Below are 20,194 nucleotides of genomic sequence, written 5' to 3' on the forward strand. Positions count from 1 at the left end.
ACCATCTTTCAGCACACCTGAAATCTGTACTGCCATACTCACTCCACAAATAAAAAAGGCGCCATTTCTGGCGCCCGTATTGGGGTTATAAATATTTCAACGGATACTGATACCGGAAGCAGCTTTTTTGGTCACAATCACTGTACAGTCTGTGATGTTACCTGCGCCCTGATTGCCTTTCTGGAAAATCTTAAACTCCAGAGTGACGCTACCACCACCACTCGGCATATCAATAACCGCACTGTAACTACCGGGAATGGCTCCTTTAGTTTCTCTGGTTGCGATTAATACGCCGTTTTTGCGAACTTCAAAACCATAACCCGTGTATCGCGTACCACCCGGGTTATTACCGCTCCCCGGATCGTCATACGCCACACCATTAAAAATAATGGGCGGAATAATGATTTGGCGGTCAAAGTTATGATCATCGTAAATGGTGACTGTAACCGTCCCGCCTGGTGTTTCCGTATCGCCCCACGAGCCAGTTTTTTTCGGGAATGGCTTAGATACAGCTTTAACGAAGTCACCTCTGACCTGAGTAGCCTCGAGCATTCCCTTAATCGTACAGTTCTCATTTATCGTGACGTTGTTGAGCGTCCCGGAGTTCGCATTCACGTTACCGCTGATATCGGCATTTTTCGCCGTCAGCCGCCCGTCCGGTGTCAGGGAAAATACCGGCGGATTGCCACCGCTGGTAATGGTGGGAGCCGTCAGATACTTCAGGAACACTTCGTTCATGAATATCTGGTTGCCCTGCGCCACAAACATCGGAGTTTCATTCCCGTTTGCCGGGTCAATAAACGCGATACGGTTAGCGGCAACCAGGAACTGGCTCAGTTTACCTTCCGGCGTGTCCTCCATACTGAGGCCAAGCCCCGCGACATAATGCCTGCCGTCTTTGGTCTGCTCAATTTTGACGCCCCACATGGCATTCCATTTATCGTTGGCGTCTTTCCACTCTTTCGAAAACTCCTCCAGTTTGCTGGCGTTATCCTCCGTCAGCTCGACTTTTTCCAGCAGCTCCTTGCCGAGATGGGATTCGGTTATCTGGCCTTTGAAAAAATCCAGGTAACCTTCCGCATCATCGCTCGCCCGACCGACAGCCTCCACGAATGCCGATTTGCCAACAGTATTCACACTGCGGATATAAAAATAATAATCATGGCCCGGCTTAATATTGATACTGGCAGCTATCCAGTACAGCGCCGTGCCAAGATAGCGGGCTGTAGTTTCAACCTGCCTGATATCCGCAATCCGCTTTTCCGAGAACCAGAACTCAAACTGTACCGTCGGATCATAAACGGCAAGATGGGGCGTGGCGGTTATCTGAAAATAGCCCGGCGTCAGCTCAATCCGCGACGGCGCTGCCGGTGCGGCAATCCGGAACGATACCGACGCCGGATCGCCCTGCTGTCCCCACGCATTTACCGCCCGGACTGTCAGCCTGTAGTTTCCCAGCGCCAGTTGCCTGAAGCGGTATGTGGTTTCCGTCGTCCGGGCCGTGCTGACCAGCCGTTCACTGCCATCATCCGCAGCCACAGTCAGGCGAAGCAGGAAGCTCACGCCCTTCACCACCTTCGGCGTGTCCCAGCGCGCCAGCACCTGATGTTCCCCGCTGTCTGCGGTGACTTCTGCAGTCAGGTGCTGCACCGCTGGCGGCGTGACACCATTCACCGTGCCGCTCTGGTCGCCGTCAAAGTGCGCCCCGTTATCCACGATGGCTTCTTTCTCCGGTACATGCTGCACGGCGGTGATGGCATACGTGCCGTCATCGTTCTCACGGATACTCACACAGCGGAACAGGCGCTGGCGCAGCGTCGGCAACTTCAGCCCCCACACGCTGTATTCAGCAACGCCGTCAGGAACACGGCTCACTTTCACCTTCACACCGTCGGTGACGGACTGGACCTCCACGCTGACCGGATTCCCCTGTCCGTCAACCAGGCTTATCAGCGTGGTGCCGGAGGATGGCAGCGTGATTTCACGGTCGAGCGTCAGTGTCCGCGTCTGGCTGTTCACCGCCAGCACGCGCCCGCCGATGCTGATCCCCGCATAGTCATCATCACAGATTTCAATGACATCGCCCGGTACATGGCGAAGCCCTTCGGCACCCACGCTGAAGTCCACAGTCTGCGTTTCCAGCAGTTCCGTTTTAATCAGCCATAGCCCGGCGCGGTGCGCCTGCCCCCGGCTGGTACAGCCAAAGGCATCCATCTTCGTGACGTTACGACCGTAACGGGCAATGGCCTGCGTGTCCTCCACAAGCTCTGTCGCCGTCTCCCAGCCGTTATTCGGGTCAATCCAGTTCACCTCAACGGCATTATGGCGGTCCTTCAGGGCGCTGAAGCTGTACCGGAACGGCGCGCCATCATCCGGCATCACCACATTACTGCGGTTATAGGTCCACACCTTATCTGACGGTCGGTCCTGCACGAACGTCAGCGTCTGCCCGTTCCATACCGGCATACAGCGCATCGCCGAGCAGAAATCACTGAGAACATCCCACGCCTTACGCTGTGTGGTCAGGTAAGCGTTACAGGTGATGCGCGGCTCCGTGCCACCAAAACCATCCGGCACCGACTGGTCGCAATACTGTCCGATGACATACAGCGCCCATTTGTCCACATCCGCCGCACCAAGACGTTTCCCCATGCCGTAGCGCGGATGGGTCAGCATATCCCACAGACACCAGGCCATGTTGTTGCTGTATGCTGGTTTTAACGTTCCGTCCCAGATACCGCTGTATTGTCGCGTCTGCGGATTATAGTTCGACGGCACCTGCAGAATGCGCCCGCGAAGATGATAATTACGACTCACCTGCTGGCTGCCGAACTGCTCCGAGTCCACCTGTACGCCGACCAGTGCCGTGTTCGGGTAGCACTGTTTCACATCGATGATTTCGGTGTATGACGACCAGAGCGTTTTGTTCTGCAGCTGGTCTGTAGTGCTGTCCGGCGTCATCCTGCGCATCCGGATACTGAACGGGCGCGGCGGCAGGTTACCCACCACCACCGAGGCCAGATACTGTGAGGTGGTTTTTCCCTTAATGGTGATGTCTTTTTCCGTCACCCAGCCACCGTTACGTTGTATCTGAACCAGCAGGCGGACTTCCGACGGATTCCGGTCCCCCTTTGAGGTGGTTTCCACCAGTGCCTGCACACCGAAGGTAAAGCGCAGACGGTCGATGTTTGCAGACGTGATGGTCCGGGTGATCGGCGTGTCATATTTCACTTCCGTACCCAGCACCGTCTCGGATCCGGAGGATTCAAAACCCTCCGGCGGTGTCTGCTCCTGCTCACCTGCCCGGAACACCACTGTGACACCGGAGATATTGGTATTCCCCTCACTGTCCAGCACCGGCGTACTGTTCAGCAGCACGCTTTTTAATCCATCCACCGGACCTTCAATCGGCCCTTCGCTGATGGCATCGATCACACTCAGCAGCTGCGTGGATTTCAGGTTGTCCTTCGCTTCGCGCGGGGTATGCCCCTTACTGCTTCCTTTACCCATTCGTCATGCTCCATAAACGACAAAACCGCCCGGAGGCGGTTTCACATAAAACATTTTGCATCAGCGACCAATCACCACAACCTGACCACCGTCCCCTTCGTCTGCCGTGCAGATCTCCTGAGATACCACGCGTGACCCCACGCGCATTTCACCGTACAGAACGGGCAGAACATTCCCCTGGGCAACCATGTTATCCAGTGAGGAGAAATAGGTGTTCTGCTTACCGTTATCCGTTGTCTGTGTGCGGGGAGTTCTGGCTTTCGGTGCCAGCATCTGAGCCACACCGCCGAGCACCATACTGGCACCGAGAGAAAACAGAATGCCGGTCATACCACCGGCCCCAATGGCTGCCCCCCATGCTGCAAGGGTGGCTCCGGCGGTAAAGAATGATCCGGCAATGGCGGCTGCCCCCAGGACAATCTGGAATACGCCACCTGACTTGGCCCCGGCGACTCTGGGAATGATATGAATCACAGCGCCGTCAGGCAGAGCCTCATGTAACTGCGCCGTTAATCCGGACGTGCTGACATCCTGCCCGGCAATACGTACCTGATACCAGCCGTCGCTCAGTTTCTGACGAAACGCAGGGAGCTGTGTGGCCAGCGCCCGGATGGCTTCGGCCCCCGTTTTCACACGAAGGTCGATGCGGCGGCCAAATCGTTGTAAATCCCCGTAAAGGCAGATGCGTGCCATGCCCGGTGACGCCAGAGGGAGTGTGTGCGTCGCTGCCATTTGTCGGTATACCTCTCTCGTTTGCTCAGTTGTTCAGGAATATGGTGCAGCAGCTCGCCGTCGCCGCAGTAAATGGCGGCATGATTCGGCACCGATGAACCAAAACAGCACAGCAGCACATCGCCCGGTTGTGCTGATGACAACGGAACCTGATACAGCCCTGTGGCCTCCAGATTATCCAGATAGAGATTCTGACCGTTACGCCACCAGTCATCCTCGCGATGAAAATCCGGCATCTCAATCCCAGCCAGATGATAAGCATCCCGGAACAGCGTGTAACAGTCCGTCACCCCGTGCTCAAAGCGCCGCCCGGTGAGATGCGGCACACAGCGGAACTTATGAATCGCCCCCCGGCAGACCAGCCACCACGGCAAATCACTCTGCACCTGCAGCCGCCGGTCGGCCTCACTCAGCCAGGACAGACCACCGGGGTGGCTGTGGACCAGCGCCACAATCTCACCCTGTATTTCGGCCTGCAGCCAGTCCTCCGGAGCCATCCGGAAATAATCCTCCGGCTCACCGGAAATATTCACGCAGGGAAAATATCTTTCCCCCTCCGGCGTTCTCACCACGAAGCCGCACGACTCCGCTGGCGCACATCGTCGGGCGTGCGCCAGAATCGCTGATTCTGTCTCTGTCATGGGATTACTGCGAAAGTTTGTTAATGGAAAGGAAGCCGCCAAAGTTGCCGACGTTATTGCGAAACTTACAGCCACTCAGGCATTTGCTGCATTTATCCTTCGTGATATCGGTTGTCGTCTGGTCATATTCATCCGCGACAGCCGGACCGTGATAACCGCACTCATCGCCGCGATAGGTCCAGGTGCAGGTGTTGGCCAGCATGATACGTCCCGGAAAAACAGCGCCGTCCGTTTCCGTCGGCGTGGCCAGTACAAAAGAGGCACTGACCGCGCTCAGTTCGCTGCACTGCTCGATGCGCCAGCGGCTGATCACCTCCTGCTCCGGATCGGCGTCACTGTTTCCGTTGACGAAGTTCACCGCATCCAGAAAACGGGCGTAAACCTTGCGCCGGACCACCGTTCCGCCGACCAGACTCTGCAGGTCTTCCACCATCCCGGTGGCCATACCGTACAGGTTAGAAACCGTCAGCGTGGGGCGCGCACTGGTGCCTTTGCCATTCAGTTCGAAACCACTCCCCTGAATGGGATACGCCTGATACTGCCGCCCCTGCCAGGTGACCGGCTCACCTTTTTCGTTCTGCTCATTACAGAAAAAATAACGTTCTCCACCAACCTCTGTCAGATCGATTTCCCAGAGCACCACGCTGGCAGACTGCTCCGCACGGGTGCATTCATTCAGTGTTTCCTGTCGGATATCCTGCATCAGTTCACCACCTGTTCAAACTCTGCGCTGAACTCAACACGCAACATACTGACCCGCGACGACCATTTTGCGCAGGTCACCTTTATCTGCCGGTAGCCATAAGGCGGCGTCCACAGAAAGGCCTTCCAGCCCCCGTGCTCAGCCAGAAACGACTCCAGCGCCGCGGCCTCCCAACGGGGAACAGAAAGCGTCACGCTGTACGTTTTCAGGTCGACATTCAGCCCGGCAGGCGCTCGCTGGGAATAGCCATCACCAAAGCGCACCTTCCTGACGGAAGGGGCCGAAGCCACATCCATACCGGGTTTCACTTTCCAGCGGAAGGTTTTCATCGTCCACCTCCGGAGAACAGGCCACCATCACGCATCTGTGTCTGAATTTCATCACGGGCACCCTTGCGGGCCATGTCATACACCGCCTTCAGAGCAGCCGGACCTATCTGACCGTTCGTGCCGTCGTTATTAATCACTACATGGTTATTCTGCTCAAACTTCCCGGACGCCTTCGACCGGCTGTCCGCCAGACTGCCAGGTGTACCGACATAACCGCCGGTGGCATAGCCGCGCATCAGCCGGTAGAGATTCCCCACGCCAATCCGGCTGGTTGCCTCCTTCGTGAAGACAAATTCGCCCCGGTGAACAATCCCCGCTGGCTCATATTTGCCACCGGTTCCCGTAAATCCTCCGGTCGCAAAATGGAATTTCGCCGCAGCTGCCTGAATGGCTGTACCACCTGACGCTGATGCGCCACTACTGGTAGCACCGCCAATGGCGCTGCCGATACTCCCGACAATCCCCACCATTGCCTGCTTAAGCAGAATTTCTGTCATCATGGACAGCACGGAACGGGTGAAGCTGCGCCAGTTCTGCTCACTGCCGGTCAGCATCGCCGCCATATTCTGCGCAATACCATCAAAGGTCTGCGTGGCAGTACTTTTAACCTGCGACATACTGTCCGTGGCACTCTCTTTCCACTCGCTCCAGCCGGACTTGAGGCCAGCCATCCAGCTCCCGCGAAGCAGGTCTTCAGCTGCCCAGGTCTTTTTCTGCTCTGACATGACGTTATTCAGCGCCAGCGAATTATCGCCATACTGTTCCTTCAGACGCTGTTCCGTGGCGTCCCGCGCTGCCTGCCGGTCAGTCAGCCCCCGGTTTTTCGCCTCAATGGCTGCCCGTTTTGCCCGTTGCTGCTGTGCGAATTTATCCGCCTGTTGCGCCAGCGCATTCAGGTGCTCCTGATACGTGACCTTATCGCCAAGTACAGCCAGCTGGCGTTTGTACTCCAGCGTCTCGTCTTTATGCGCCAGCAGGGATTTCTCCTGTGCGGACAGCTGGCGACGTTGTGCCGCCTCCTCCAGTACCGCGAACTGACTTTCTGCCTTCCACAAATCCCGGCGCTGCTGGCTGATTTTCTCATTCGCTCCGGCATGCTTCTCCAGCATCCGGAGTTCTGCCTGAAGCGTCAGCAGGGCAGCATGAGCACTGTCTTCCTGACGATCGCCCGCAGACACCTTCACGCCGGACTGTTTCGGCTTTTTCAGCGTCGCTTCATAGTCCTTTTTCGCCGCCGCCATCAGCGTGTTGTAATCTGCCTGCAGGATTTTCCCGTCTTTCAGTGCCTTATTCAGTTCTTCCTGACGGGCGGTATATTTCTCCAGCGGCGTCTGCAGACGTTCGTAAGCCTTCTGCGCCTCTTCGGTATATTTCAGCCGTGACGCTTCGGTATCGCTCTGCTGCTGCGCATTTTTGTCCTGTTGAGTCTGCTGCTCAGCCTTCTTTCGGGCGGCTTCAAGCGCAAGACGGGCCTTTTCACGATCATCCCAGTAACGCGCCCGCGCTTCATCGTTAACAAAATAATCATCCTTGCGCAGATTCCAGATGTCGTCTGCTTTCTTAAACGCAGCCTCTGCCTTAATCAGCATCTCCTGCGCGGTATCAGGACGACCAATATCCAGCACCGCATCCCACATGGATTTGAATGCCCGCGCTGTCCTGTCTGCCCAGGTCTCCAGCGTGCCCATGTTCTCTTTCAGGCGGCGGGTCTGGTCATCAAACCCTTTCGTTGCGGCCTCGTTCGCCGCCTGCAATGCCCCGGCTTCATCGCCGGAACGCTGCAACTGAGCAACATACGCAATCTGCTCCGCCGTCACGTTATGGAACTGGTGTGCCATCGCCGTCAGCCCCGACGTCGGGTCTGTGGTCAGCTTCCCGAAGGCTTCAGCGACCTTGTCCACCTCCACACCGGATGCAGAGGAGAAACGCGCCACACTCTGGCTGATGGACGCAATCTGAGCCTCACCGCTTACCCCCGCCTTAACCAGTGCGCTGAGTGACTCGCTGGTCTGGTTAAACGTCAGCCCTGCCGCCTGCCCGGCTCTGGACAGGACCAGCATACGATCTGCCGTCAGACCCGACTGATTACCGGAAAGGACCAGCGTTTTGTTGAAATCGGACAGGGTTGAGTTGCCCTGATACCAGGCATACGCCAGCGCCCCTGTAGCCACCGCCAGCGAGGTGGCCCCGACCATCGGCAGGGTGATCGCACCGGCAAGCCCCCTGAACATGGGGATCATCCCGCCGAAGGAGTCCTTCACCTGCCCCCCCTGTTGCAGCAGGATCAGCCACGGACTTTGCCCGCCTGCAAGCTGTGTGGTCACGTCGGTGAACTGCGCAGGCAGCATACGCATGGCGGCTTTATACTGCCCGACGGAAATCCCCGCTTTCTGTGCAGCCAGCGCCTGCCGGTTCATTGACTGTTCAACGACTGCCGCTGTTTTTTTCGCATCACTTTCCGTACCGGAAAAATGACGCCTGACTCTGGCCATCTGCTCGTCAAATCTTGCCGCATCCAGACTTAAATCAACGACCAGATCGCCTACCGGTTCAGCCATACCGGACTCCTCCTGCGATCCCTTCTGATACTGTCATCAGCATTACGTCATCCTCCGCCATGTCTGCCACATCCGGGGAAGCGGGGATCACTTCATTCCCGTCCGGGTCAAAGCGGACGCCTCCGGCAAGCCCTGCCGCTTTCTGCATCAGCACATCATCTTCAGGCTCTTCGTCAGCCTCACGCCGGTTCAGCAGACTGAAATCCAGCGGATGCATATCCGGATCGCTGAAAAACAGGCTGAGTACGGTGTACGTCAGCCCGGAAAAGTGCATATCCAGCAGAACATCATGAAAATAGTGGGTACTGTAAAAGCGGTGCCAGTCGGCATACTCCGTGGATGACATCCCGGCAAGCATGGCGCGCCAGTCGGGTCGCCCCATCTCACGCGCCAGTTTCAGGGCAAAACTCAGCTCACCGTCGAACACTTTCCCGCAGAAACAGGCTCTGCAGGCCCGGCGTCCTCTGTCTGTTCAGGGGCATTATTCACCACAAACTCATACATACCGGACAGCCGGTACACCACGTTTTCAGCATGAGAAATTGCCTCTGTGGGCCAGGTGGTAAGCACTTCCTGCTCAATCTGTTTAACGGCTTCATTCATGGAGGGCATCTGCGTCTTCTTCGGATGGTTATGCCACAGGGACATCGCCACCACAAAAGCACCGGTTCTGATGACGTCTTCCACAGTAAACTTCCGGTTGCTGTCGGATTCTGCCTGCTGTTTCATCAGGGCGAGATGCTCAATACGCTGCAGGGCTGACAGTTCAGAAAGCGTGACGGTCACGCCGTTATGTTCAAATGATTCTGTTTTCAGGAACATCGCTGACTCTCCGGATTAACTGGCGGTGACGGTGATTTCTGCAACCGCAGCAAACTCACCATTACCGGATACGACCGGAATGTTGACCTTACCTGCAGCAACGCCGTTCACGGTGATGGTCATACCACTGACCGACACGGTGGCTTTTGTTTTATCCGCAGACACCGCACGGAAGCTCTTGTCGGTTACACCTTCCGGCTGGAATGCCACGGTCAGCGTGGTGCTCTGCCCTTTCACTACGGAAGCACTGGCGGGCGTCACCGTCATGCCGGTTGCCGCCGTCACCGTACTGCGATCTTCAGCCATCGACGGGCGTCCCACATTGGTGACCTTCACCGTGCGGGTGATCACTTCCTTCGCCGTCACCGCTTTACCGATACTGCTGACCCAGCCACGGAACACATCGACCGTGCCGTTTGGGAAGCGGATTTTATAGGCACGGGTATCACCTTCATTAAACCACGCCAGCAGCGCCTGCTGCCCCTGCTCTCCGGGCATCCACGCCAGCGTGAAGCTGGTATCTCCGGCTGATTTCTGCCCCTGCCCGGTCGCAGTCCAGTCCGCATCTTCATCATCGAGATAACTGTCGTCATAGGACTCAGCGGTCAGTTCGCCGGGCGTCAGGTCTTTAACTTTTGCCAGACGCGACCAGTCAACGTCTGAAAGCGGGTTCGCATAAGGGTCACCGTTCCCCTTATAAACCCACAGTGTGGTTCCGGCCCCTTTCACCGGCATTGTAGGATTTGGTACAGGCATAGCGTCCTCACATTTCATAGGTAATGACATAAGTCAGATCGGCTGAACTCCACAGGCCCGCATCATCGTCGCGTCGGTAGTCATAGCCACTGGCCACCATACTGGTGATCAAATCTGACAGTGCCGGGATATCGCTCATCACCGGATAAATCCGGGACTCCATCCACGAATCCAGCTCTGAATCCGGCACCTGAGCAGGCAGGAAAACTTCAATATGCAGCTCCGCCTGCCAGGTATCGCTGTCCAGCTCTTCGCCCGTGTATTCAGCGCCGGTGAGATAAACGGCAATTGCCGGAAAATCCGCCTCATCAAAAACGGCGGGGCGACCATCAAAAAGCGTCGCCCCGGTGTCATGCTTCTCCAGTGCATCCAGTACGGCTGCACGGAGTTCAGTATGTTTCATCGCTTTATTACCATTCTCAGTTGATGCTGCAGCGCATAGCCCAGCTCTTTCGGAAGACGTTCACGCCGTATCCGTTCAATATTCTGTTTAAACGCCGTGGTCAGCGGCACCGCCATCGGGATTTTCACCACATCAATGGGGTAACGGTTTTTCCCGGCCACACGCTGCATGACATGCCACCGGCCATTTTTCAGTTGCTGAATAAACGCGCCGGGAATACGACGGTTTCCCACCACAAGCACGCTGCCGCCACCTTTCAGGGATGAACGCTGCCCCTTTTTACGACGCCTGCGGCGGGACAGGACAACCCGCGCATTACCCAGCTTGATTACGGGCAAATCCCCCCGGTTAACTTTGATTCTGGCCTGCGGATTTTTGACCGTGGCCCTTTTCAGCCTGGCTCTTTCCTTTACCAGTTTCCGGCGTACCTTTGTCTCACGGGCAACCTGTGACGCCGACTGCGATATCGCGGATGAAGCAACGCGGTTAATGGCCATTGCGGCGGCACCAGGCACCGCCGTTTTGCTTATACGGCTGAGGTTTTCAACGGCCTGCACAAGACCTTTTATGGCCATACATCCCCCTTTCAGCGGCGACGGTTAACGGCAGGCGGCACGCCCCGTCCAAGCCAGAGATGACAGCTTCCGCCATCATCCGGCGAAACCCGGTCTACCCAGAAGTTTTCCTCACCGATGGTCAGCGTGTCTCCACGCCGCAGCTGCCGCACATCATCAGTCCGGACAAACAGGGACGGGCTGGAGCCTTCAACGCGCACGCCCTGTCCGGCATAGCTGATATTTTCAGGGTCATCAAAAACACCACGTATTACAGCACCGGACTGCTCACCGGATGTAATGGTGGCTGACGTTCCCATGTACCCGCGTATCGTTTCATCGGCGCGGGCAATGGCAGCATCGAACAGGTTATCAAAATCAGCCACAGCGCCTCCCGCTATTGCATTCTGACCAGGCTACGCGCTGTCATTTCGGCTGCCACACCGGCAGAGACACGAAGCGCCGTTCCCGGCAGCACAAATGCCACAGGTTCATCCCGCGTGGCGTGAAGTGCATCGGTATGCAGCGTCACCAGTGCCACGACCGTGACCAGTTCAGCCGTATCCTGAATCACGGTGTCCGGCTGCGCTGATACCACCTCATTTTCATGCCCGGTCAGCGCATTTTCCTGGCTGAGAGGGGTGTCCTGACCGGCAATGTCATCCGTGTCATCAAGCTCCTCTTCCAGCTCTGCCACACGGAGCGCCAGTTCTTCTTTCGTCCCCGTCAGGCTGACATCACGGTTCAGTTGTTCACCCAGCAAGCGGAGACGGGCAATCAGTTCATCTTTCGTCATGGACTCCTCCACAGAGAGAAAATGGCCCCGAAGGGCCACGATTACGCCAGTTGTACGGACACGAACGCATCAGGGTCAGCCAGCAGCATCAGTGGTGCTGACTGAATCATGGTGAACTCACGCGCCGGATCGCCGGTGGTCACCCAGTTTTTCGGGTAGCGGGCAGAGGCGTTAATGCCTTCGCGCTGTGCGTCCGCATCCTGAATGCAGCCATAGGTGCGCAGACCGCGTGCCTGAGTGTTCCCCAGCACCATCGTGTTGTCCGGCAGGAAGTTCTTTTTGACGTCGTTTTCCACGTACTGTCCGGAATACACGACGATCGCCATATCGCCATACATCCCCTTGTAGGACACCGCTTCGCCCAGGTCTTTCACCGCTGTCTCCAGCTCGGAATGAGAGCCGCGACGGGTATCCAGCTTCTCCTTGACGGCCTTGAAGGAACGGAACAGCGCCCAGCCTTTCGGATCAAACACGATGATATTCACCACACCGCTGGCGTTCAGCGCGTAGGCTTCGATATCGTCGGTCGGGTCATACGTGGACTTGTCGCGCTTGCTCCACTCCGTGCCACCGGACTGTGTGATGTTGTTCGCCGCACTGCGCCCCATATCCACCTCAACCGGATCAAAGGCTTCACCGGTCATGGTGTATTTGCCCTTAAGCACGGCAGAAACTGCCTGCATCTCTTCGACCTGGGCAATGGCCAGCTCTTCATCACGCATGTTCTGCATGATGATGCGACGGCGGCGGTAAGCCGGGTCCGCCAGATTCTGCGGATCTTCATCCGGCAGGCGACGCAGGGTCATCTGCGGATTCACCTCATGCTTCGGCTTGACATATCCCGGCGTAAATTCAGAGGTGGAGCCGCCACGGGAACGGATAACCTCACCGGAAACAATCGGCGAAACGTACAGCGCCATGTTTACCAGTCCCGGAATTTGTGAGAGATAGACTTTCTCCGTGGTGAAGGGATAGCTCTCACGGAAAAAGAGACGCAGAAACAGCGGATCAAACTTAAATTTCTGCTCATTTGCCGCCAGCAGTTGGGCGGTTGTGTACATCGACATAAAAAAATCCCGTAAAAAAAGCCGCACAGGCGGCCTTTAGTGATGAAGGGTAAGGTTAAACGATGCTGATTGCCGTTCCGGCAAACGCGGTCCGTTTTTTCGTCTCGTCGCTGGCAGCCTCCGGCCAGAGCACATCCTCATAACGGAACGTGCCGGACTTGTAGAACGTCAGCGTGGTGCTGGTCTGGTCAGCAGCAACCGCAAGAATGCCAACAGCAGCGCCATCGGTGGTGCCATCCCACGCAACCAGCTTACGGGTGGCGGTGTCCAGCATCAGCGGGGTCATTGCAGGCGCTTTCGCACTCAATCCGCCGGGCGCGGTTGCGGTATGAGCCGGGTCACTGTTGCCCAGCGGCTGGTAATGGGTAAAGGTTTCTTTGCTCGTCATAAACATCCCTTACACTGGTGTGTTCAGCAAATCGTTAACGGCATCAGATGCCGGGTTACCTGCAGCCAGCGGTGCCGGTGCCCCCTGCATCAGACGATCCAGCGCAGTGTCACTGCGCGCCTGTGCACTCTGTGGTGCTGCGGCCAGAATGCGGCGGGCCGTTTCCACGGTCATACCGGGGGTTTCTGCCAGCACGCGTGCCTGTTCTTCGCGTCCGTGAGCCTCCTCACAGTTGAGGATCCCCATAATGCGGCTGTTTTCTGCCGCAACCGCTGCGGTGATCTGCGCGTTCACGTCCGGCTGCGCCGCGCTGGCGTTTTCGCCCTCCGTAGCTGGCACCACGTCAGTAACGTCAGCCTGCGAAGCGGTGGCTGAAACAGTTGTTGATTGAGTCTCTTTGGTCATTCGCCCTCCTGAGAGACGGGATTTACGTGCATCCAGTGCATCACGCATGACGGTGATCGCATCGGTACTGTTAACAAGTTCATCAGCCAGTCCGGCATCAATGGCCTCCTGACCGCTGTACACTGCAGCCTCGGTATCCAGCACAGCCTGCACGGACAGGCCGGTATATGCCGACACCTTCTGCGCAAACATCTGGCGGGTTGCATCCATCCGGGACTGCAGTGTCTCCCGGACGTCATCCGGAAGATGGCTGTAGGGGTTGCCATCCACCTTATGGCTGCCGCTGTAAATCAGCGTGATTTCCACACCCTGTTTCTCCAGCGCAGCACCGTAATTACTGTGAGCCATCATGACGCCGATGGAGCCTGTCCGGGCGGTCTGCGTGACCAGACGCCGGGAGGCGGCACTGGCAAGCAGCTGACCTGCACTGCAGTTCATATCGTTGGCCAGCGCCCATACCGGTTTTATGTCACGCACACGGGCGATGATGTCAGCGCAGTCAAATGCTCCCGCCACCATTCCGCCTGGCGTGTCCATATCGAGCAGAATGCCGTCCACCATCGGGTCGCTGGCAGCCTGTTGCAGACGGGCAATAATGCCGTTGTAACCGGTCATCCCCGAGTACGGCTGCAGCGCCCGCGTCCGGCTGACCAGCGTGCCGGACACCGGCAGCACGGCGATGCCGTTCATGACCTGATAACTGCGGGCCTGTCGTGGTCCGTCATCATCACCGGATAATGCCAGCGTCGCGGGTGCCTCCTGGGCAGTCAGGCTGTCGCCGGACACCGCATCTGTCAGGCGGCTGATCCCAAGCTGGCCTGCAAGCGCACAAAAGAAAACCCGCGCATAGGCGGGTTCAAGCATCAGCGGCTCATTAAAGGCCATGCTGGCAATATGCGGGAGATTACGCAGCTCTGCTGTCACTCTTCTCCTCCTCTGTTGATTGTCGCAGCCCGGATTCAAATGCTGCAGCCGCCCAGGCGGGCGGTTTAAGACCAGCCGCGCGGCGCTCCATCGTTTCACGGACCTGCTGGGCAAAAATTTCCTGATAGTCGTCGCCGCGTTTTGCGCACTCTTTCTCGTAGGTGCTCAGTCCGGCTTCTATCAGCATCACCGCTTCCTGTACTTCTTTCAGACCATCGATGGCCATACGACCGGAGCCTATCCAGTCACAGTTCCCCCAGGCACTGCGGGCTTCCTGAAAACTGAAGCGCGCTTTTGAAGGTAACGTCACCACGCGGCGAACGATGGCCTCTTCCAGCCAGCACAGAAACATCTGGCTCGCCTGACGGGATGCGACGAATTTTCGCCGCCCCATAAAGTGCGCCCACGACTCGTTCGCGCTGGCCCGTGCCGTGGAGTAGCTCATCTGAGCGTAATTCCGGGAAAGCTGCTCATACGAGACACCCAGCCCGGCAGCGATATACCGCAGCAGTGACTGCTCAAACACGGAGTAGCCGTTATCCGTGTCCTGAGCCGTCTGCAGGTTCAGTGAGTCACCCGGCATCAGGTGCGGTACTTTTGCGCCTCCCAGCCGGACCGGCGCTGCGGCGTAATACGCGGCAATTTCACCAATCCAGCCCGTCAGCTTGTCCCGCTGCTCCTGACTGTTCGCGCCCAGAATAAAATCCATCGCTGACTGCGTATCCAGCTCACTCTCAATGGTGGCGGCATACATCGCCTTCACAATGGCGCTCTGCAGCTGCGTGTTCTGCAGCGTGTCGAGCATCTTCATCTGCTCCATCACGCTGTAAAACACATTTGCACCGCGAGTCTGCCCGTCCTCCACGGGTTCAAAAACGTGAATGAACGAGGCGCGCCCGCCGGGTAACTCACGGGGTATCCATGTCCATTTCTGCGGCATCCAGCCAGGATACCCGTCCTCGCTGACGTAATATCCCAGCGCCGCACCGCTGTCATTAATCTGCACACCGGCACGGCAGTTCCGGCTGTCGCCGGTATTGTTCGGGTTGCTGATGCGCTTCGGGCTGACCATCCGGAACTGTGTCCGGAACAGCCGCGACGAACTGGTATCCCAGGTGGCCTGAACGAACAGTTCACCGTTAAAGGCGTGCATGGCCACACCTTCCCGAATCATCATGGTAAACGTGCGTTTTCGCTCAACGTCAATGCAGCAGCAGTCATCCTCGGCAAACTCTTTCCATGCCGCTTCAACCTCGCGGGAAAAGGCACGGGCTTCTTCCTCCCCGATGCCCAGATAGCGCCAGCTTGGGCGATGACTGAGCCGGAAAAAAGACCCGACGATATGATCCTGATGCAACTGGATGGCGTTGGCGGCATAGCCGTTATTGCGTACCAGATCGTCTGCGCGGGCATTGCCACGGGTAAAGTTGGGCAGCAGGGCTGCATCCACACTTTCACTCGGTGGGTTCCACGCCCGCAACTGCCCACCAAATCCGCTGCCACCGCCGTGATAACCGGCATATTCGCGCAGCGATGTCATGCCGTCCGGCCCCAGAAGGGTGGGAATGGTGGGCGTTTTCATACATAAAATCCTGCAGGTCCCCTGCGTCGCTGTGTCATGCCGGTCTGCACTTCCAGCTCTGCAATATATTTTTTCAGGTCAGACACGGAAGTGGCCGTAAACTCCACCCTTCGTCCGTCTTTCTGTACTGTTGCCACCCGTTTACCTGTCATCAGGTCATGCAGTGCCGCACGGGCAGCGGCAAGTTCTTCCTGTCGCGTCATTCATCCTCTCCGGATAAGGCACGGGCGTAATCTGCCAGTGTTTTCTTGTTGGTTGCTGCACTATCCTCTTCCTGCAGGCTCGCCAGCAGTGCACTGAGATCCAGTTGCCAGCGGGAAATACTGATGCGCAGCGCCGCCAGCGCATAAACGAAGCAGTCGAGTGCCTCATTGCGTCGCTTTTTGCTGTCCCACAGTATTTTTTTCCTGCCATCCACCCATTTTTCGACCTGCTCTTCAGCAGTCAGCTGCTGCGCTTCGGTCAGATCAAAAATATCCGGGTTATTCGGGAAGTGAACGGCACCGGGAAGCGGTTCATCCCCTTCCGGCGTCAGTGTGAAGCGGTTATAAATCTGCTCTTTCGCGGTATCCGTACCGATTTCGGTAAGGTAAACCCCGTTTTTGTTTCGCTTACGTGGCATGCTGGCCACCGGCTTACCGTAGACGGATGCCCCTTTAATGGGGATCACCCGGAACAGCCCATGCTTTTTCGAGCGTTCATACACAATGGTCGGGTCAATCCCGCCAGTATCCCAGCAGATACGGGATACCGACATTTCTGCACCATTCCGGCGGGTATAGGTTTTATTGATGGCCTCATCCACACGCAGCAGCGTCTGTTCATCATCGTGGCGGCCCATAATAATCTGCCGGTCAATCAGCCAGCTTTCCTCACCCGGCCCCCATCCCCATACGCGCATTTCGTAGCGATCCAGCTGGGAGTCGATACCGGCAGTCAGGTAAGCCACACGGTCAGGAACGGGCGCTGAATAATGCTCTTTCCGCTCTGCCATCACTTCAGCATCCGGACGTTCACCGATTTTCGCTTCCCATGTCTCACCGAGCGTGGTGTTCACGAAGGTTTTACGTTTTCCCGTATCCCCTTTCGTTTTCATCCAGTCTTTGACAATCTGCACCCAGGTGGTGAACGGGCTGTACGCCGTCCAGATGTGGAAAGTCACGCTGTCCGGCGGCTCAATCTCTTCACCGGATGACGAAAACCAGAGAATGCCATCACGGGTCCAGATCCCGGTCTTTTCGCAGATATAACGGGCATCAGTAAAGTCCAGCTCCTGCTGGCGGATGACGCAGGCATTATGTTCGCAGAGATAAAACACGCTGGAGGGATCATCCGGCGTCCATTTGAGGCCAAACGGCGTCTCTTTATCGCCAAATTTAAGGTACTGCTCCTCCCCGCAGTGCGGGCAGGCAACATGAAAACGCATAAAATGCGGGGATTCACTGGCTGCACGCTCAATCTGACAGGTGCCTCTCACTTTGGGCGTGGAGCCACGGATGGACTTTGGCCAGACCGAGCCTTCAATACGCTTGTCACCCAGGAACGTCGGAGAGCCTTCCTGTTCAATATCATCATCAAAGGCAGCAAGTTCATCATAACCCGCCACATCCACCGACTTTTCACGGTAGTTTTTTGCCGCTTTACCGCCCAGACACCAGAAGCCACGACCATTGGTGAAACGCTTCATGGTGAGCGTGTTATCCCGGTGCTTTTTGCCATACCACGGAGCCAGCGCCAGCAGCGACGGAATATCGCGGATGGTCGGCTCAACGTGGGTTTTCATAAAGTTTTCGGCATCGCCATCCGTCGGCAACCAGATAAGGGTGTTACGCTGCTTATGCTCTATGAAGTAGGCATAAACACCCAGCAGCATTTTGGAATAACCAACACGGGCAGACTTCACCACATTCACCTCGCGGATGTAGTCGCTGCCCATCGCATTCATGATGGCCCGCTGAAAGGGCAGTGTTTCCCAGCGCCCTTCCTGGTATGCGGATTCTTTCGGGAGATAGTAACTGGCATCCGCCCATTCAACGGCGGTCTGTGGCTCCGGCCTGAACAGTGAGCGAAGCCCGGCGCGGACAAAATGCCGCAGCCTGTTAACCTGACTGTTCGATATATTCACTCAGCAACCCCGGTATCAGTTCATCCAGCGCGGCTGCTTTGTTCATGGCTTTGATGATATCCCGTTTCAGGAAATCAACATGTCGGTTTTCCAGTTCCGGAAAACGCCGCTGCACCGACAGGGGGATCCCGTCGAGAATACTGGCAATTTCACCTGCGATCCGCGACAGCACGAAAGTACAGAATGCAGTTTCCACCACTTCAGCGGAGTCTCTGGCATTTTTCAGCTCCTGTGCGTCGGCCTGCGCACGCGTAAGTCGATGGCGTTCGTACTCAATAGTCCCTGGCTGGAGATCTGTCTCGCTGGCCTGCCGCAGTTCTTCAACCTCCCGGCGCAGCTTTTCGTTCTCAATTTCAGCATCCCTTTCGGCATACCATTTTATGACGGCGGCAGAGTCATAAAGCACCTCATTACCCTTCCCACCGCCTCGCAGAACGGGCATTCCCTGCTCCTGCCAGTTCTGAATGGTACGGATACTCGCGCCGAAAATGTCAGCCAGCTGCTTTTTGTTGACTTCCATTGTTCATTCCACAGACAAAAACAGAGAAAGGAAACGACAGAGGCCAAAAAGCCCGTTTTCAGCACCTGTCGTTTCCTTTCTTTTCAGGCGGTGTTTTAAATAAAAACATTAGGTTACGGCGAAGAAGAACGGAAACGCCTTAAACCGGAAAATTTTCATAAATAGCGAAAATCCGCGCGCCTTCCGCCCCGTAGTCTGCCGGATTGCCGGAAAGGACCCGCCAGCCATTCGGGTTTACTTCACAATGGGATTTAATATCTGAACGACCAAAGTCGTGCGACCACGGTCGCACAGACCTGAATACACGTCCTGTTTCTTCCACCCCCGCACAGGACTGGCGAGCATGAGGGACACCCCCGCGAATCATAAACGCGGTAAAAACCCGGTGTGCATCGTTTTTGATTATTCCCGCACACTCGCGCAGAAGGAGTTCCCCGTCGGGCTACGGTCATGGTTAATGCGGGAATACAGCGACGATACAGCGCATGATGTGTCAGGCTTGAATACCTTTATCCGTTAAAAGGGATATCAGTTAAGTTATCCCGTGTAGGGTATAAGCCATTATCAAGCCCACCAGTAGATGGGCTTTGTAATGGCTACTTCGCTTTTGCTTCCGCTCGCTTACGCCGGCGCTCTTCTTTCCTCTCGGCTTTTGCCATGTCCATGAATGCCTGCATGATCGAGTTCCGCATCATGTAGCTAACAAAGTGATGATTGACACAGCCGTTGAGGCGCAGCTGCTCTCCAAACTCATCCACCGAGGCCAATGCTTCCATCATGCCCTTCTCGCCTTTCATGAACTCTGAGAAGTCGCGCCCCGCTCTGGAGGCGCATTCAATGACACGATCACTCATCCCGGAAGCCCGGGGATCGTTATCTGCAGCTGGTTAGCCAGGGAGTTAATCTCAGCGACCAACACTGGCTTCGTATAGCGCCATGCCGCCAGCCCTTGTCCACAGAAGCTCGCCATATCTTTTTTCTGATCAAACTCATGACACTTCATATTGAGCTGCGCACTTAAGCTGTTGCGATGCTGAAGTTCTCCGGTGAAGTAGTCATCCAGGACTTTATAGGCTGCATATTTAAATCCGGGGTTTAGCCATGCTGCATAATCATAAGCAACAAACTTCCCGCCATATGTTCCACCGTGTACACCGCGCTCAGTAAAAACCACAGATTCGTGGTTTTTCTCCAGCTCGGCTAAGAACTCTTTGGTCTGCTTGTTTCGCAGGTAGTGGTACGGAGATTCAGATTCACTTTTACCACTGGCTTTCCACATATCAGTGAGGCAGATCATGCCATCTTCACCGATACGAATTGGTTGATTGAAGAGGGTTAATGATTTCATAGCGTGTACCTACTCTTTGAAATGAACCTTT

23 protein-coding genes are annotated in these 20,194 nt (G+C 56.3%); all 23 read right to left on the minus strand.

What is annotated here, in order from left to right; all coding sequences use genetic code 11:
• Positions 1-96: 96 nt before the first annotated feature.
• The 23 genes from D9741_RS17270 to D9741_RS17380 all read right to left on the minus strand — a co-directional run bounded on the left by D9741_RS17270 (position 97) and on the right by D9741_RS17380 (position 20,163).
• Complete coding sequence (locus D9741_RS17270) at positions 97-3,510, minus strand: host specificity protein J (RefSeq protein ID WP_130216532.1); 3,414 nt, start codon at positions 3,508-3,510, stop codon at positions 97-99.
• A 60-nt stretch (positions 3,511-3,570) separates the two neighbouring features.
• Complete coding sequence (locus D9741_RS17275) at positions 3,571-4,143, minus strand: tail assembly protein (protein ID WP_240725498.1); 573 nt, start codon at positions 4,141-4,143, stop codon at positions 3,571-3,573.
• Complete coding sequence (locus D9741_RS17280; RefSeq protein ID WP_130216528.1) at positions 4,140-4,883, minus strand: C40 family peptidase; 744 nt, start codon at positions 4,881-4,883, stop codon at positions 4,140-4,142. The genes D9741_RS17275 and D9741_RS17280 overlap by 4 nt, the downstream gene beginning before the upstream one ends.
• Before the next feature lie 4 nt (positions 4,884-4,887).
• Positions 4,888-5,586, minus strand: coding sequence for a phage minor tail protein L (locus tag D9741_RS17285; protein WP_130216526.1), 699 nt, complete (start codon positions 5,584-5,586; stop codon positions 4,888-4,890).
• On the minus strand, positions 5,586-5,915 hold the full coding sequence (locus D9741_RS17290) for a phage tail protein (protein WP_130216524.1): 330 nt from the start codon (positions 5,913-5,915) through the stop codon (positions 5,586-5,588). Before D9741_RS17290 ends, D9741_RS17285 begins: the two co-directional genes overlap by 1 nt.
• Complete coding sequence (locus tag D9741_RS17295) at positions 5,912-8,473, minus strand: phage tail tape measure protein (protein ID WP_130216522.1); 2,562 nt, start codon at positions 8,471-8,473, stop codon at positions 5,912-5,914. The genes D9741_RS17290 and D9741_RS17295 overlap by 4 nt, the downstream gene beginning before the upstream one ends.
• Complete coding sequence (locus tag D9741_RS17300; protein WP_130216520.1) at positions 8,466-8,900, minus strand: phage tail assembly protein T; 435 nt, start codon at positions 8,898-8,900, stop codon at positions 8,466-8,468. Before D9741_RS17300 ends, D9741_RS17295 begins: the two co-directional genes overlap by 8 nt.
• Positions 8,882-9,295: a phage minor tail protein G gene (locus D9741_RS17305; RefSeq protein WP_130216518.1), complete on the minus strand. Its 414-nt coding sequence runs from the start codon at positions 9,293-9,295 to the stop codon at positions 8,882-8,884. Before D9741_RS17305 ends, D9741_RS17300 begins: the two co-directional genes overlap by 19 nt.
• A 15-nt stretch (positions 9,296-9,310) precedes the next feature.
• A complete protein-coding gene (locus tag D9741_RS17310) occupies positions 9,311-10,051 on the minus strand; it encodes a phage tail protein (protein WP_001306179.1) in 741 nt (246 codons plus the stop codon).
• 7 nt (positions 10,052-10,058) lie between these two features.
• Positions 10,059-10,454, minus strand: a complete 396-nt coding sequence (locus D9741_RS17315; protein ID WP_000683128.1) for a phage minor tail U family protein — start codon at positions 10,452-10,454, stop codon at positions 10,059-10,061.
• Positions 10,451-11,029 carry a phage tail protein gene (locus tag D9741_RS17320; protein ID WP_130216516.1) on the minus strand — a complete coding sequence of 193 codons (579 nt, stop codon included), beginning with the start codon at positions 11,027-11,029 and terminating at the stop codon, positions 10,451-10,453. The genes D9741_RS17315 and D9741_RS17320 overlap by 4 nt, the downstream gene beginning before the upstream one ends.
• An 11-nt stretch (positions 11,030-11,040) precedes the next feature.
• The gene (locus tag D9741_RS17325; RefSeq protein WP_000752976.1) at positions 11,041-11,394 is read right to left on the minus strand and encodes a head-tail joining protein; all 354 of its coding nucleotides are present in this window, start codon (positions 11,392-11,394) and stop codon (positions 11,041-11,043) included.
• A gap of 11 nt (positions 11,395-11,405) precedes the next feature.
• Complete coding sequence (locus D9741_RS17330) at positions 11,406-11,804, minus strand: DNA-packaging protein FI (protein WP_130216514.1); 399 nt, start codon at positions 11,802-11,804, stop codon at positions 11,406-11,408.
• Between the two features lie 41 nt (positions 11,805-11,845).
• Positions 11,846-12,871, minus strand: coding sequence for a major capsid protein (locus D9741_RS17335; RefSeq protein WP_130216512.1), 1,026 nt, complete (start codon positions 12,869-12,871; stop codon positions 11,846-11,848).
• 55 nt (positions 12,872-12,926) lie between these two features.
• A complete protein-coding gene (locus tag D9741_RS17340) occupies positions 12,927-13,259 on the minus strand; it encodes a head decoration protein (RefSeq protein WP_001345004.1) in 333 nt (110 codons plus the stop codon).
• A gap of 9 nt (positions 13,260-13,268) precedes the next feature.
• Positions 13,269-14,588: a S49 family peptidase gene (locus D9741_RS17345; protein WP_089625925.1), complete on the minus strand. Its 1,320-nt coding sequence runs from the start codon at positions 14,586-14,588 to the stop codon at positions 13,269-13,271.
• Positions 14,569-16,170 carry a phage portal protein gene (locus tag D9741_RS17350; RefSeq protein ID WP_001535134.1) on the minus strand — a complete coding sequence of 534 codons (1,602 nt, stop codon included), beginning with the start codon at positions 16,168-16,170 and terminating at the stop codon, positions 14,569-14,571. The genes D9741_RS17345 and D9741_RS17350 overlap by 20 nt, the downstream gene beginning before the upstream one ends.
• Complete coding sequence (locus tag D9741_RS17355) at positions 16,167-16,373, minus strand: gpW family protein (RefSeq protein ID WP_000198149.1); 207 nt, start codon at positions 16,371-16,373, stop codon at positions 16,167-16,169. Before D9741_RS17355 ends, D9741_RS17350 begins: the two co-directional genes overlap by 4 nt.
• Positions 16,370-18,295: a phage terminase large subunit family protein gene (locus tag D9741_RS17360; protein ID WP_130216510.1), complete on the minus strand. Its 1,926-nt coding sequence runs from the start codon at positions 18,293-18,295 to the stop codon at positions 16,370-16,372. Before D9741_RS17360 ends, D9741_RS17355 begins: the two co-directional genes overlap by 4 nt.
• Positions 18,270-18,815, minus strand: a complete 546-nt coding sequence (locus D9741_RS17365; RefSeq protein WP_000453587.1) for a DNA-packaging protein — start codon at positions 18,813-18,815, stop codon at positions 18,270-18,272. The genes D9741_RS17360 and D9741_RS17365 overlap by 26 nt, the downstream gene beginning before the upstream one ends.
• 139 nt (positions 18,816-18,954) lie before the next feature.
• Positions 18,955-19,182 carry a hypothetical protein gene (locus D9741_RS23385; protein ID WP_165383463.1) on the minus strand — a complete coding sequence of 76 codons (228 nt, stop codon included), beginning with the start codon at positions 19,180-19,182 and terminating at the stop codon, positions 18,955-18,957.
• A gap of 229 nt (positions 19,183-19,411) precedes the next feature.
• Entirely contained in the window at positions 19,412-19,669 is a 258-nt protein-coding gene (locus D9741_RS17375; protein WP_001283921.1) for a hypothetical protein, read from the minus strand.
• Positions 19,666-20,163 carry a KilA-N domain-containing protein gene (locus tag D9741_RS17380; protein WP_000839225.1) on the minus strand — a complete coding sequence of 166 codons (498 nt, stop codon included), beginning with the start codon at positions 20,161-20,163 and terminating at the stop codon, positions 19,666-19,668. The genes D9741_RS17375 and D9741_RS17380 overlap by 4 nt, the downstream gene beginning before the upstream one ends.
• Positions 20,164-20,194 lie beyond the last annotated feature (31 nt).

Source organism: Escherichia sp. E14V7 (assembly GCF_004212225.1).
Classification (GTDB): domain Bacteria; phylum Pseudomonadota; class Gammaproteobacteria; order Enterobacterales; family Enterobacteriaceae; genus Escherichia.

What these genes read in the sequence shown, in the direction of transcription:
- D9741_RS17320 (WP_130216516.1), bottom strand. Translation starts at nt 11,029, where the DNA reads ATGGCCATAAAAGGTCTTGTGCAGGCCGTTGAAAACCTCAGCCGTATA.
- D9741_RS17335 (WP_130216512.1), bottom strand. Translation starts at nt 12,871, where the DNA reads ATGTCGATGTACACAACCGCCCAACTGCTGGCGGCAAATGAGCAGAAA.
- D9741_RS17355 (WP_000198149.1), bottom strand. Translation starts at nt 16,373, where the DNA reads ATGACGCGACAGGAAGAACTTGCCGCTGCCCGTGCGGCACTGCATGAC.
- D9741_RS17330 (WP_130216514.1), bottom strand. Translation starts at nt 11,804, where the DNA reads ATGACGAAAGATGAACTGATTGCCCGTCTCCGCTTGCTGGGTGAACAA.
- D9741_RS17305 (WP_130216518.1), bottom strand. Translation starts at nt 9,295, where the DNA reads ATGTTCCTGAAAACAGAATCATTTGAACATAACGGCGTGACCGTCACG.
- D9741_RS17290 (WP_130216524.1), bottom strand. Translation starts at nt 5,915, where the DNA reads ATGAAAACCTTCCGCTGGAAAGTGAAACCCGGTATGGATGTGGCTTCG.
- D9741_RS17350 (WP_001535134.1), bottom strand. Translation starts at nt 16,170, where the DNA reads ATGAAAACGCCCACCATTCCCACCCTTCTGGGGCCGGACGGCATGACA.
- D9741_RS17295 (WP_130216522.1), bottom strand. Translation starts at nt 8,473, where the DNA reads ATGGCTGAACCGGTAGGCGATCTGGTCGTTGATTTAAGTCTGGATGCG.
- D9741_RS17315 (WP_000683128.1), bottom strand. Translation starts at nt 10,454, where the DNA reads ATGAAACATACTGAACTCCGTGCAGCCGTACTGGATGCACTGGAGAAG.
- D9741_RS17365 (WP_000453587.1), bottom strand. Translation starts at nt 18,815, where the DNA reads ATGGAAGTCAACAAAAAGCAGCTGGCTGACATTTTCGGCGCGAGTATC.
- D9741_RS17375 (WP_001283921.1), bottom strand. Translation starts at nt 19,669, where the DNA reads ATGAGTGATCGTGTCATTGAATGCGCCTCCAGAGCGGGGCGCGACTTC.
- D9741_RS17340 (WP_001345004.1), bottom strand. Translation starts at nt 13,259, where the DNA reads ATGACGAGCAAAGAAACCTTTACCCATTACCAGCCGCTGGGCAACAGT.
- D9741_RS17380 (WP_000839225.1), bottom strand. Translation starts at nt 20,163, where the DNA reads ATGAAATCATTAACCCTCTTCAATCAACCAATTCGTATCGGTGAAGAT.
- D9741_RS17310 (WP_001306179.1), bottom strand. Translation starts at nt 10,051, where the DNA reads ATGCCTGTACCAAATCCTACAATGCCGGTGAAAGGGGCCGGAACCACA.
- D9741_RS17285 (WP_130216526.1), bottom strand. Translation starts at nt 5,586, where the DNA reads ATGCAGGATATCCGACAGGAAACACTGAATGAATGCACCCGTGCGGAG.
- D9741_RS17280 (WP_130216528.1), bottom strand. Translation starts at nt 4,883, where the DNA reads ATGACAGAGACAGAATCAGCGATTCTGGCGCACGCCCGACGATGTGCG.
- D9741_RS23385 (WP_165383463.1), bottom strand. Translation starts at nt 19,182, where the DNA reads ATGATTCGCGGGGGTGTCCCTCATGCTCGCCAGTCCTGTGCGGGGGTG.
- D9741_RS17270 (WP_130216532.1), bottom strand. Translation starts at nt 3,510, where the DNA reads ATGGGTAAAGGAAGCAGTAAGGGGCATACCCCGCGCGAAGCGAAGGAC.